This is a genomic window from Tenacibaculum sp. AWR4_210 (assembly GCF_056160945.1).
On sequence record NZ_JBSWYF010000006.1, the window covers coordinates 19,701 to 32,537 of the forward strand.

Genomic DNA, 12,837 nt, shown 5'->3' on the forward strand with positions numbered 1-12,837 from the left:
CCTGCTGTTAATGTTTTTGAATTACTTTTTGAATGAACGCACTCAAATCGCCTGTTAAATTCCTTCTGTGGTACTTACTTATATCATTTTGCAAGGCTGGAATACCTTCTTCTTTAAACCGCTGATACAAGCTGGCTACAAAGCGTTTTAATGCCTTTTTATTGCTATAATCAAATACCTCCCCTGCATTGGTCGACTTAATCACACGCGCCAAATCACCATCTTCGGGAGCCATACCAATTACTGGACGCCTCGCCTGTAGGTATTCAAAAGTCTTTCCAGGAATCATTTCTTTCGCGCTCGGATAGTCGTTGACAACGATGAGCAGTACCTGAGTTTGACGCTGATATAATTTTGCTTCATGGTGGGGCACATAACTAATTTGCTCCAAGTTTTGGATCCCAAGATCTTGAATTTCACGTTCTATCGTCGTATCGATTTTCCCGACAAACCTCAATATCATATCCTCTTTAAAACCGTCTATTTCGTCAGAGAGCTCTGCGAGGACTTCCCATAAAATTGATGGATTTCGCTCTGAATTCATCATACCAATATGGGTAATTGTAAACTTAGTATCTAAAGTCACGTCACTGTGCTCCAATACAGTATCTACATCAAAGCCATTGGTGATATAATCAATAAACTTCGCTTCTTTTTCGTATTTTTTCTTTGCGTGCTCACTCACCATCAATACGGCATCTGCCGAACGCACTACCGCTTGCTCCAGTGCTTCGTGTTTCGCCAAAGAAGCTTTAGTAAGGGGTAATAAGTGAAAATAATCAACACTGGTCCAAGGATCTCTAAAATCCGCTATCCATTTACAATGGATCGCTTCCTTTACCTGTTGTCCTATCAAATGGACACTGTAGGGAGGTCCTGTAGTTATCAAAACATCGACTGGATGCTCTTTGAGGTATTCCTTCAACATTTTAACAGCTGGCTTTATCCAAAATTTTCTGGCATCTGGAATAAAATAATTGGCACGGATATACCTGAGCAATTTATCGACAGGTCCTGGATTGGGATTTAAGAACCCCATACTCTTTTGACCGTTGTCCTTTTTGAGTTTGGACAGTATTCCGTTAGGTTCAAAAATGGGGCATTTAAGTACTTCTATTCCCTCCGGAACATCTACACTCAACGAGGCATCCAAAATAGGATAACTCGGGTTTTCTGCCGTAAACACAACGGGTTCGATACCAAAATCTCTAAGGTATTTTACAAATTTCAACCACCTTTGCACGCCAGGTCCGCCGGCTGGAGGCCAATAATAGGTAACTATAAGTACTTTCAAGCTAATTCTCTGTATATATTTTTTAATTCTTCAGAAGTTTTATCCCAGGTAAACTGTTCTTTAACAAAAGATTTACCACTACTTCCCAACTCTTTTCTAAGCGATTTTTCACGATACAAGGTAAGCAATTTATCCGTAAAATCGCCAACATCTTCTGCCCTATGTACCAAGCCGCCACCAGCCATTTTTACGATTCGTTCCTGGGCAATGGCATCGCTCACCAGTACGGGTTTTCCCATGCTCATGTATTGAAATACCTTATTGGCATAGGTGGTGTCGTGATGGATATTTCTGTGTAGTGGAGAAATACATACATCTGCCATTTTTATATAACTAGGAAAACAGGTATCTAGCTGCCATCCCATCAAACTAATTGAATTGGAAAGCTTCAATTCTGCGATGCGCTTTTCCAAATACGAACTGGTTTTACCAACGATCACCAAATGTATATCGGGATGCGTCCGTTGGATCCTCGCCAATGCTTCGACCACCGTTAACAATCCTCTTCGTTTACCAGTGTCACCCAAATATAAAACAGTGAATTCATCAGTCCCTTTAACATGTGCAATTTCGACTTGTTGTTCATCTTCAAAAAAAGCCCTCCTCACAGTATTCGGCACAACCTTTACACGCTCAGCGGGTACTCCTGTTCTACTCACGAGTTCTTCTTTGGCCTCTTCTGTAACCACAATGGTATTCGTTGCCAATCTCACAAATTCCTCTTCTTTTCGTTTCCAACGATTGATCGAAATTAATAATTTCCCGTACCATTTTTGTAAATGCGGGTAAAAACGCATGATTTCAGGACGGTTTTCATGCAGGTCCAAAACCGTAGGTAAGGCAGTTCGTTTATTTGCTAAAAACGTCGCCTCTGCCACTCTCATATCGTGAATATGAAGTGCAGAAACTCCAGTTTCTTTAACAAAAACTTTTATTTTTCGAGCTAATAGCCATGTGTACAAAGGCAACGTATAAGCCAATGCCGATAATTTGTATTCCAAAACATTCGAAGAATAGCGTCGCACTTGTATTCCTTTGTGGACTTCTTCTGCTACAAATGTTCCATATCCCAAACAAAACAAATACACCTCGTGGCCTTCTTTCAATAACTCCAAAGCTTCATTTTCGACTCGGGGATCTGGTGGATACACATTATCGAGGATCATTCCTATTTTCATGAGCTAGTCAATTTTCTGAGCACTCACCGCATAATACCTCGGTGTAAAATTTCGCAATATCGGGCGAATTCCAAGCTTGTTTACCGGGTGCACCCATTTTTCTCTTGCTTGTATATCCCATCCCGACTTTTCCAAAAGCCAGTCAAACTGCCAATCTTCAAACTCGTGGTAATGTCTGTCCCACATATCTGTTTTACTTCGATAAGCATTCGCAAACCAAAGTTTTAATGGAACCGTGGCGATTAGTTTCTTCGCTTGAATTTCTCGTAAAACATTAAATGGCGCTAAGAGGTGTTCAAAAATCTCAAATGCGGTAACTACTTCGATATCGTATTCTTTTACTATTTCCGGCACTACATCCAAATCCTCTCCCTGCGTATTAAACACTGTATATCCGTGTTCCTCCATAATTTCCGTAAACGGATTGCGAACTCCTAAATCCAATATCGTTGTTGGTTGCGGAACTTCTTTTTGAAGAAATTTTAAAGTCTGTTCATACCTGCGTTTTGGTAACTTTTCGTACATAAATGACGCTAATTTATAAGGTAGACAAATCTAAAATAAATATTCCTTATTTGGATTAATATTACTTAATTTGTAATAATGAACTACCTATTTGTTCTAATAGCAAGTATTTTTCTAAGTAATTCTTCTTCCCCAGCCTGCGAAAACAAAGGAATTCCCTCTGTAACAGCCACTATTTTGGAGAATGAAGCCTATAGGAGTACCCAAAAATCTGGTTCTATCACCCCAGAAGTGAGGTTACAACAAGGCGCTCCGTCGTTAGCTTTGGAGCGTACTACGCAGCTCCCCCCTACTGACAAGACGCTTCAAAACCTAAAAAAGCAGTTTTGTTTATTTTACAATCAAGCATTGTACAAAGAGGCATTAGTGAACTTGAGCCAGCGAAAAAAGCTATTCAAAACTATAAAAAACGCAACCGTTGAACAGCAACTTTATATTTTGCATTTCCAGCTGGATGAAATTTTATTATACAGGCAACTTGATTTCTTAACAAAAGCCATTCGTCAAAACCAATCACTTTGTAAAAACTTACGCAAACACCTGAGTGTAGCAAGCTCCAACAAACTTCTAACCCACCAGTTACAGGCATTGCAATACCGAAGTTACAGTAGCCTTGCAAAGTGTTATGATTTACGCCACATTAAAAACAACGATACTTCCAGTATTGATTCTGTAGCCTTCTACCTAAAAAAAGCGGCCGCATCATTACCCAAATGCTGCACTACCAATGCTGAAAACTACGGAGATTTAAAAATTAACACTGCAAAATTCTATTTGCGTTTTAAAGACTGTCAATCCTCGATAAACCTTCTTAACGAAGTACAACACACCGAAAATAAAGCGAATAAAATACGGTACTATTTCGAAAAAGCCAATTTCTTCGAAACAGCAGAACATAGGGACTCTACCCTGTACTACGCTTATAAGTTTTTAAAAGGCACTCCAGAGCACATGCAGGTACACAGAAAACTAACCACCTACCAAATACTGGCGCGTCAATACAGCCTAAAAGGGAGTAATGACAGTATGTACAAATACTCGGAGCTCGCCAAAAAGGCGTACCTAAACATCGCTCAAAACAAGGAACAAGCCTTACTGTACCTTCACAAGACAAATCGCGAATCGCAAGAAATACTCACTAAAAAAATTGAAAATAACGGTCTCTTTAACCAAACCATTCACAGTCTCTTATGGGGATTGTTATTAGGTATCACAGCCGTCGGTATTTACCTCCTATACCAAACGCAAAAGCCAGCTCCCTCAGCGATAACAGCGAGTTTGGAAACATCCATGCAACCGTTGCAAGGTGAGCCTTCAGCACAGCAAGAAGAAAAAACCAACTACAAAATATCACCGGTGTTAGAACGTCAGATCATCGAAAAAATTAATGACGCTGAAGAAAAACACGCTTTTCTAGCTCCTAATTTCAATATTAGCGCTATCGCCGAAGCTCTTCAAACCAATACCACTTATGTTTCCTTTGTTTTTAACAAATACAAAAAACAATCCTTCACTTCGTATTTCACACTGCAGAAAATAAACTATATTGTTGCCTTGTTAGAAGCTGATCCGAAAGCATCCTATACTGTGAGTCAACTAGCTCATAAGGCAGGCTATAGCAATGCTGCAGCTTTTAGTAGAGCTTTTAAAAAAGCTACGGGGCAAAGTCCGAGTCAGTTCATGGCTTTACTGCAAGAAAAAAACAACTGTCACAGCCATTAAAAGACCTTTACTTATGAAGTTATTCCATGCTGTTTTTTTACTCTTTTGGAGTTTAGTACTCGTCCGGCCTACTCATGCACAGACCCCATCCGAATTGGCCAATACTTACGAAAAAAAATTAAAGCATTTTAAAAATAGTAATGCCGATAGCGTTCAATTTTATGTTGCCAAACTAAAAGCACTCGGTATATTGGAATTCAGTGTAAAAGCCGACTTAAATACAGCTTACCAATACTATCGAAAAAGAGAGTTTGACCATACGTTAAAACTCCTTGATAGCTGCAATCACAAACTAACAAATTACCTTCGAAACACTCCTGATGCACAAATTTCCCCAGCTGCTTATGAAGCCGGACTCGGTATGCACAACCGCTATTTTTGGACTTACAAGAACCTGGAACTGTATGAGGAAGCCTTTAAACACCTACTTCAGGCCGAAAAATTTCTTTCTTACTATGACAAAACCAATAGTTATCACATAAATACCATCGGATTAACTATTAATAAATCGGTTATTAAAAACAAACTCAACCTACCCCTTGAAGCCATCGAAATAATTAAAAAAGCACTTCAAGAGACCACAAATCTACCGAATGACCTCGAGCAACATAAAGGGTATTTGTTGGCTACAGCCAACCTTCAAAACGTATTGGGAAACAGCTACTATCAATCCGGTATTTTAACTGGAGACAAAAGGTATCTCGACAGTGCTTTGGTTCAATACAACAAGGGCTATGCTAAAGCACTTGCTTTAGATCCTCCTCATAAAGACACGCCAATAATACACATGCTCAACAAAGTAAAAGTACTCATTGCGCAAGAAGACTACAAGCAAGCCTTAAGCTTGGTCAAAACCTATAAAAGCATCAGTGCTGGCTACCCTTACAAAAAACCGTTAAGCTATCAGAAGGCCCTGTGCTATTACCACTTACAACAAACTGACTCTGCTATCTTTTTCGCAGAAAAGTTTCTTAAATACCCAAACAAAACAAGCAGTAAACTCATCGAAATTTACAAAGTACTCTCTACGAGCTACTTTAGACTAAATCAAACAGATAGTGCCTCTAAGTATTCGGACCTCACGTTGAGTCAAATTGAACTGGCAGGTAAGCACAAATACAATACCTATCACCTTTTTCTAGATCACAATCGTTCAAAAGCCGAGGCTTTACAACAGGCCATCGAAAAGAAAACAAACAAGCAACAAAAAGCTATTTTTTTATGGGGGCTAGCACTACTAACAGTACTACTGGCATTACTCTTGTTAGTATGGAGAAAACGAACTGGAGCCGCACAGCCACCTGAAGAAATCCGAGAAACTGTTGTCGACCAAAAAGGAAAAGAAAAAAGTGCTGTTTCCGAAAAAAAGACCTATAATATCGACCCAGAACTCGAGCGACACATACTTTCTTATTTAGAAGAGGTAGACAAACAGCGACAGTTTTTAAAGCCAGATTTTTCCATTCAGTATTTAGCAGCTGCTTTAGAAACCAATACGACCTATATTTCCTATGTTTTTAACGAACATAAACACATGAGTTTCACCAATTACTACGCACAACAAAAAATCAACTATATCGTAGCCCAATTGAAGGATAATCCTACATTCAGAATGTTTACTGTTCAAGCATTGGCGGAAGAGGCCGGTTATAAAAATGCCTCCTCTTTTACTAGGGCATTTAAAAAACAAATAGGGCAAACTCCATCTGCCTACATAACCGAATTAAAACAAAAAAAAGAGAGTTCATAGCAACTAAACTCTCTTTTAAAATTCTCATAGCAATAAGCAATAATACTTCTCCTTTTTTAATATGCGTTAATGTATATTTTGTATGCTTCTCGTTTGCTTAACAAAGATACCGAGACCCTACCTATTTTCCTAAAACTAGTGGAATCATTTTATAAAATGTAACACCCAAACCCCTAACAAACAACAACTTAACCCCAAAGCACTTTAACTAAAAAAGGATGCCATTACAACTGTAACAACACCCTTTTTGAGTCATTTATTTAAACGTTAATCTATCCGTTTCTCTTGATAAATTAAGATTTTTTTCGCTGGTAAAAATACCCTCCAACTGGCAGTAAAATCATGAATATATACCCTAGCAATGACACCATGGATCCACGCTGAATTACAGAAGGCTCAAACTTAAATACTATTGTATGCTTTCCGGCCGGAACTTTCATTCCACGTAAAACATAATCGACGCGTTGGTGTGGAGTCAATACATCATCGACATAGGCATTCCATCCTTTGCCGTAATACATTTCCGAAAAGACAGCATATTGTTCTTCTTGGGTACTCGTGGTATAAGTAATCGCATTAGGCTTAAAAGCGGTCATAGTAATCCTGGCCGTGCTATCTTTAGGAAATAGTACGCTTTTCTGGCTTCCCGAAAATTCCTTAAAATCTTCAACATTTAACAATGCCGTACGCTTCGTATTCAAGCTGTCTAAACCTTGTATTTCTTCATTTGCTGACCTTACCAATAACAACTCATTCACAAACCAGGCCGGACCATTGGCATCCGGATTCTCCTGTACCTTATTCTCTCCAACAATCATATACTTCGTATTCAACATATTGAGAATTTCAGTATTCTTTTTTGCTAATTGATATTCAAAAAGTTCTTGATATCGCTTCATTTTTGCCGCGTGATACCCTCCAATAGAATTGTGAAAGTACGATGTACGTGCTTCATTCAACACATTTCCTGTAAAATTAGCCACGCGGTAATACGATGCATCTTTTAGAATTTCTTTATCTGCCTGATTTGCTTTAAAAGGATTCATTACTTTACGCTTGCTCGTAAAATCTTCCTTATTAACGTACTTGATATCTACACTAACCAAATCAAAGACGACGAGTCCTCCTAAAACCAACAGTACCGGTACTAATTTAAGTTTGTCTTGTAAAAATGCCCATAGCGCACCTGCTGTTATACTTACGAGTATAAGTGTTCGCAAGCTGTCATTAAACAACATATCCTTACGATCACGTATCAATGCTCCTTGTAATTCGGGTAATTGCTGATAACTTCCGTCGCGCAATCCTTCAAAATGGAACAAACTCCCTCCAAACAGCAGGAATACTAAAGAAATTCCTCCCATGACCATAAAGGATTTTTTCAGGGCATCCCATTTTTCTTCCTTCGAAATCTCTGCATTAAAGAAATCTCTTAGTGCCAAAACACCTAACAATGGTACACAAAGTTCCGCTATTACTTGGATGGAAGAAACTGCTCTGAATTTGTTATAAAGCGGTATATAATCAATAAAGAAATTCGTCAATCCAGCAAAGTTTTTCCCCCAACTCATCATTATCGAAAAGATAGTAGCGGCAACTAACCAGTATTTTAATTTGTCACGAACGAGAAATACTCCTAGGAAAAACAACAGAAATACTACGGCGCCGATATACGCAGGAGCTTCCACAATAGGTTGATCTCCCCAATACGTATACACTTGTTTTGAATACTCATCGGCCACTCTCGGTCCTGCGTTCAATTTTATCGTTTCATAAAAGCTGGAATCATTTCCAAGGGCTTCAATAGTCCCTCCTCCCATAAATCTCGGAATCATCAGGTTAAAAGTTTCGGCAATTCCATAACTGTACTCCGTAATATAAGAAGTATCTAATCCCGTTGACGCCTTTTTAGGGGTTCCTTCTGGCGTGATGGTCAAACTCGATTTTCCACGGGTACTATAGTCAGCGTATTCTTTGGTCGCCATCAATCGCGTCGCGTTTACAGTGAGTCCTAAGACGGCTGCGAGGATCACCAAGCCACTCTGCTTTGCAAAGAGCGCCAATCGTTGTTTTTTGTAAGCAACTACTAGTTCTGTAACCCCTAGTATCAACAAGCAAAACCCTAAATAATAGGTCATTTGTGGGTGATTGGTACTAATTTCCAATCCCATGGCCAACGAGGTCAGCGCAAACCCTAACAACAGCTTGTTTTGATAGAGGTAAACCACCCCTGCCAATACGAGAGGCATATATCCAATTGCATGCGCCTTGGCATTGTGTCCTGCCCCAAAAATGATAATCATGTACGTAGAAAAACCAAAGGACAGACTTCCTAAAATAGCTAATTTCCAATCTACCTTTAGAGCGGTAAGTAATATAAAGAAGCTAAAAAAGTACAAAAATAAGTAGTCTGCTGGGCGGGGTAAAAAGCGAATTGCTTTATCGACATAGCGAATAAAATCATTCGGAAAATACGCGCCGACCTGATAGGTAGGCATTCCGCTAAACGCATTATTTAACCAATACGATTCTTCACCGGTACTTACTCGGTGCTCTTTGGCCTGTCGAGCCATACCAATAAACTGGGCAATATCACCTTGTTTAATTTGTTTGCCACTAAGTACAGGATTAAAATACAAAAGAGAAACCACTGCAAAACTCGCAATTGCAATGGCATAAGGGATAAACTTTTTTAAATTCATAGTTATTCGATTTCTTCAAAATCAACGTACTCCCCAACGGAGTCGTTACTTTGTTTCGTGTTGTTGGGCTTTCTATCTATTACCGTTTTACCTACATCCACGGTGGTGTCACGTTGTTCGTACTGTGCTCGTTGCTGTGCCGCTTGCTTTTGAGCTTTGTCAACAGCCTTTTTCAAAATGTAAGGACCAAACGTACGTGCTAAAAACTTTAACACATAATATATTAAGGCCAAAATTAAGAGCGTTTTTAAAAAGGCGATTGGGCCGGCTACCTGTATATTCATTAAAAAAACTTAAAAATTTAATCAAAAATAACAATTTGAAGTAAAAGGTTACGTTAAGACTTTACAAATCTTCAAATGTACGGTATTTCATATTTTTACTGTATGTTTGTATCACTCCTTTAAATTGGTATTATAACATGGTAAGAAAACTCTTAGCGTTTACTTTATTATTCACAAGTCTTTGTGCTCAAGCACAATACACTAGTGTTATAAACTCAAACAGACCAGGACTATCAGAATCACCTTACAGTGTTGGATCGGGAGTATACCAATTAGAATCGTCGTTATTTTTCAGAAAAGTTCCGATTAGTGAAACTTTTAGCAATCCACAATCCATTGGTTTGGATTTACTTTTTAGAACGAGTTTTTTGCATGAAAAACTTGAATTTAATTTAAACACGGCACTTTCTAATAACCAAATCGCGTTTAAAAACATCTTTACCTCTTCGTATTACAACACTGGGTTGAGTAAATTTACCTTAGGCGCAAAGTACTTAGTGTACGCACCTACTTATACCGATAAATCAAAAGAAATTCGAAGCTGGAAAGCCAGGCATTCCTTTGATTGGAAGCGATGGATTCCTCATGTTGGAGTTTATGCAGGCCTGAACTTCGGAAGCTTTTTAAACGACTACCACAACCAGGGCGGAATTACCCCAAAGGTGGGCGTTTTACTCCAAAATGAATTCTCAGACAAGCTCAATGTAGTAACAAACCTATACTACAACAATATAGGTAGTGATTTCAGAGAATATTCATACGTAGTAACCGGAACCTATAATTTCAATGACTACTGGTCGGGGTTTGCAGAAATGCAGGGTATTTTTGCAAAATATGAACAAACCTCTAGTATCGGTGGGGGTGCTGCCTATTTATGGAGTGAAAACATGCAGTTTAACGCATCTGTAAGAGCCAATTTTGAACGAAACACGGTAGGAATGACTGCGGCAATTGGAGTATCGTACCGTTTGGATCGACATGTCGATAGCTTTGTAGAAATCGATGAATTCGGAAATAAAATCGAAGAAGACAAACCTATAAAATACGACGAGAATAGAAGTTTCTTCGGTCGCTTATTCAGTAAAATTGGACGTCTGTTTAAAAAGAAAGACAAAAGGGAACAAAAAGTGAACCTCGATATGAGTCCTGCAGATGACAGTGCTCCTTTACGAGTAGAAAAGCCTCGAAGACAGCGCGAAGAATCGCTCATTGACATCATTTCAAAAGAAGACGCTAAACAAAAGAAAAAAACGGCGAAAGCTGCTAAAAAAGCAGAGAAAAAAGCTGCAAAACAAGCAGCCAAAGAAAAGCGCCGTGCAGAAAAAGAAAAAGAGAAAGAGCGCAAAAGACTTGAAAAAGAAAAGGAGAGAGAAGCGAAAGAAAAAGAAAAGGCTGCTAAGGAAAAAGAAAAAGCTCGTCTCAAACTAGAAAAAGAGATTAAAGAACTAGAAGAAGAAATTAAGAAAGAAGAGGAAAAAGAGAAGAAAAAAAAGGAGAAAGAAAAAGAAAACGAAGAAGATAATTAATTACTTGTAGTATTATACAATTACTATGATCCATATTAAAGAAGCCATAACTAAAAAGGAAATGAAACAATTTGTTAAATTTCCTTTTTCACTTTATAAAGACAATCCCTATTGGGTACCTCCTATTATCAAGGATGAACTCGAAACCTTTAACCCTGAAAAAAACCCGGTATTTGAACACGCGCAGGCGCGCTATTTCATCGCCTATAAAGGGAGTACGCCCGTAGGACGAATTGCAGCAATCACCAATAGCTATGAAATTGAACAACAACAATTGAAGAAAATGCGCTTCGGTTGGTACGATGTTATCGATGATATAGCCGTGAGTGAAGCCCTATTAAACAAAGTCCAAGAACTCGGACAAGAAAAAGGCTTATCCTACATGGAAGGTCCGGTAGGTTTTAATAATCTGGACAAGACGGGGGTTCTTATTGATGGGTTTGACCACATCGGAACTATGATTACTTGGTATCACCTTCCCCATCAGCAAAAACACCTGGAAACACTCGGTTTCGTCAAAGAAAAAGAATACTTAGAGAACAAGTTTCTGTTTAAAAATGTGAGCGAAGCCAAATACACTAAAGCAGGAAACCTCATCGAAAAACGCTTTCAACTGAAAGCTAGAAATTTTACCAATTCTAAAGAAATCATGCCTTATGTAGAGGAAATGTTTGATTTGTTTAGCAAATCGTATTCAAAGTTATCGACCTACGTTCCTATTTCTGACTCACAAATCACATACTTTAAGGAAAAATACATCAGCTTTATCAATCCAGAATACATCAAATTTGTATTTGATAAAGATGACAAACTCATCGCCTTTGCCATCGTAATGCCTTCGTTTTCTAAAGCATTGCAAAAGGCTCGAGGAAAACTGTTCCCGTTCGGTCTCTTTCATATGCTAAACGCGCGTAAAAATGCTAAGGATGTTATATTCTATTTGATAGGTGTACACCCCGATTACCAAAACAAAGGAGCCACAGCGGTTATTTTTAGAGAGTACGTAAAGAGTTTTAAAGCCAAAGGAATCGAAAATTGTATTCGTACTCCAGAGTTAGAGGATAACATTGCGATTAAAAACATATGGAAAGATTTTGACCCGCAAACGCACAAAAGACGTAGAACTTATAGAAAGGATATTTAATGCAGCTATTTTACAATCCAACCATTGACGAAAACACTGAACAACTCGTATTTGACAAGGAAGAATCGAGACATATTGTACGTGTTTTAAGGAAAAAAGAAGGCGATCAGCTTCTCATCACCAATGGAAAGAACTTCTTGTTCAAAGTCGCTATTATCATAGCGAGTGATAAAAAATGTACGGCAACCGTTATCGAAGGCCAAGCAATGCCAGCAAAACGCTCCTATTCCTTACACGTAGCCATTGCCCCCACCAAAAACAATGACCGCTTTGAGTGGTTTTTGGAGAAAGCAACAGAAATTGGAATCGACAGCATAACTCCAATTATTTGTAAGAACTCTGAACGCAAGATTGTAAAAATAGAACGCATGAATAAAATTATTCAAGGTGCTATGAAACAGTCCCTGCAATACAAACTCCCCATTTTAAACGAAGCAACCAAACTGGCTGATTTTATTGCTACCCATAACAACGACCAGCTATTTATAGCACATTGCGAAGACGATAAACCAAAGCAATTACTGAGACAACTTGTACAGCCCGAGCAATCGTATACCGTACTTATTGGACCAGAAGGAGACTTTTCTACGGATGAGATTCACGCTGCAATCACCCAAGGATATCAACCCATCAGTTTAGGAAATACTCGACTCCGAACAGAGACCGCAGGATTAAATGCTGTACAAAGAATCAATTTTATTCACGAATAATT

Annotated in this window: 10 protein-coding genes; 5 read left to right on the top strand and 5 right to left on the bottom strand. The window is 38.6% G+C overall.

From position 1 onward, the window contains the following. Positions 1-7: 7 nt before the first annotated feature. Genes ACXAG7_RS11995 through ACXAG7_RS12005 form a run of 3 tightly spaced genes read right to left on the bottom strand, consistent with a single transcriptional unit; the run spans position 8 to position 2,997 of the window. Positions 8-1,294 carry a glycosyltransferase family 4 protein gene (locus tag ACXAG7_RS11995; protein WP_476666913.1) on the bottom strand — a complete coding sequence of 429 codons (1,287 nt, stop codon included), beginning with the start codon at positions 1,292-1,294 and terminating at the stop codon, positions 8-10. Further along, positions 1,291-2,472, bottom strand: a complete 1,182-nt coding sequence (locus ACXAG7_RS12000) for a glycosyltransferase family 4 protein (protein WP_476666914.1) — start codon at positions 2,470-2,472, stop codon at positions 1,291-1,293. Before ACXAG7_RS12000 ends, ACXAG7_RS11995 begins: the two co-directional genes overlap by 4 nt. 3 nt (positions 2,473-2,475) lie before the next feature. Continuing rightward, complete coding sequence (locus ACXAG7_RS12005; protein ID WP_476666915.1) at positions 2,476-2,997, bottom strand: class I SAM-dependent methyltransferase; 522 nt, start codon at positions 2,995-2,997, stop codon at positions 2,476-2,478. A gap of 78 nt (positions 2,998-3,075) precedes the next feature. On the opposite strand from ACXAG7_RS12005, the gene ACXAG7_RS12010 reads away from it, so the two are divergent. Together ACXAG7_RS12010 and ACXAG7_RS12015 are read left to right on the top strand one after the other, a co-directional pair. Beyond that, positions 3,076-4,719 carry a helix-turn-helix domain-containing protein gene (locus tag ACXAG7_RS12010; RefSeq protein WP_476666916.1) on the top strand — a complete coding sequence of 548 codons (1,644 nt, stop codon included), beginning with the start codon at positions 3,076-3,078 and terminating at the stop codon, positions 4,717-4,719. A gap of 13 nt (positions 4,720-4,732) precedes the next feature. Next, on the top strand, positions 4,733-6,469 hold the full coding sequence (locus tag ACXAG7_RS12015) for a helix-turn-helix domain-containing protein (protein ID WP_476666917.1): 1,737 nt from the start codon (positions 4,733-4,735) through the stop codon (positions 6,467-6,469). 293 nt (positions 6,470-6,762) lie between these two features. On the opposite strand, the gene ACXAG7_RS12020 is transcribed toward ACXAG7_RS12015, so the two are convergent. Both ACXAG7_RS12020 and ACXAG7_RS12025 read right to left on the bottom strand, forming a co-directional pair. Beyond that, the gene (locus tag ACXAG7_RS12020; protein WP_476666918.1) at positions 6,763-9,171 is read right to left on the bottom strand and encodes a YfhO family protein; all 2,409 of its coding nucleotides are present in this window, start codon (positions 9,169-9,171) and stop codon (positions 6,763-6,765) included. 2 nt (positions 9,172-9,173) lie between these two features. Continuing rightward, positions 9,174-9,455: a DUF4834 family protein gene (locus tag ACXAG7_RS12025; protein ID WP_408043097.1), complete on the bottom strand. Its 282-nt coding sequence runs from the start codon at positions 9,453-9,455 to the stop codon at positions 9,174-9,176. 137 nt (positions 9,456-9,592) lie between these two features. Between ACXAG7_RS12025 and ACXAG7_RS12030 the strand changes: the two genes are divergently transcribed. From ACXAG7_RS12030 to ACXAG7_RS12040, 3 genes are read left to right on the top strand one after another with little or no spacing between them, the layout of a single operon-like run. After that, positions 9,593-10,981 carry a transporter gene (locus ACXAG7_RS12030; protein ID WP_476666919.1) on the top strand — a complete coding sequence of 463 codons (1,389 nt, stop codon included), beginning with the start codon at positions 9,593-9,595 and terminating at the stop codon, positions 10,979-10,981. Between the two features lie 25 nt (positions 10,982-11,006). Next, positions 11,007-12,125, top strand: coding sequence for a GTP cyclohydrolase (locus ACXAG7_RS12035; protein ID WP_408043095.1), 1,119 nt, complete (start codon positions 11,007-11,009; stop codon positions 12,123-12,125). Continuing rightward, positions 12,125-12,835 (top strand): 16S rRNA (uracil(1498)-N(3))-methyltransferase, encoded by a 711-nt coding sequence (locus tag ACXAG7_RS12040; protein WP_408043094.1) that lies wholly within the window; start codon positions 12,125-12,127, stop codon positions 12,833-12,835. Before ACXAG7_RS12035 ends, ACXAG7_RS12040 begins: the two co-directional genes overlap by 1 nt. The last annotated feature ends 2 nt before the right edge of the window (positions 12,836-12,837 follow it).

Excerpts from the sequence above, each read along its gene's own strand:
- ACXAG7_RS12030 (WP_476666919.1), top strand. The coding sequence starts at position 9,593 with ATGGTAAGAAAACTCTTAGCGTTTACTTTATTATTCACAAGTCTTTGT.
- ACXAG7_RS12025 (WP_408043097.1), bottom strand. The coding sequence starts at position 9,455 with ATGAATATACAGGTAGCCGGCCCAATCGCCTTTTTAAAAACGCTCTTA.
- ACXAG7_RS12040 (WP_408043094.1), top strand. The coding sequence starts at position 12,125 with ATGCAGCTATTTTACAATCCAACCATTGACGAAAACACTGAACAACTC.
- ACXAG7_RS12005 (WP_476666915.1), bottom strand. The coding sequence starts at position 2,997 with ATGTACGAAAAGTTACCAAAACGCAGGTATGAACAGACTTTAAAATTT.
- ACXAG7_RS12035 (WP_408043095.1), top strand. The coding sequence starts at position 11,007 with ATGATCCATATTAAAGAAGCCATAACTAAAAAGGAAATGAAACAATTT.
- ACXAG7_RS12010 (WP_476666916.1), top strand. The coding sequence starts at position 3,076 with ATGAACTACCTATTTGTTCTAATAGCAAGTATTTTTCTAAGTAATTCT.
- ACXAG7_RS12015 (WP_476666917.1), top strand. The coding sequence starts at position 4,733 with ATGAAGTTATTCCATGCTGTTTTTTTACTCTTTTGGAGTTTAGTACTC.
- ACXAG7_RS12000 (WP_476666914.1), bottom strand. The coding sequence starts at position 2,472 with ATGAAAATAGGAATGATCCTCGATAATGTGTATCCACCAGATCCCCGA.
- ACXAG7_RS12020 (WP_476666918.1), bottom strand. The coding sequence starts at position 9,171 with ATGAATTTAAAAAAGTTTATCCCTTATGCCATTGCAATTGCGAGTTTT.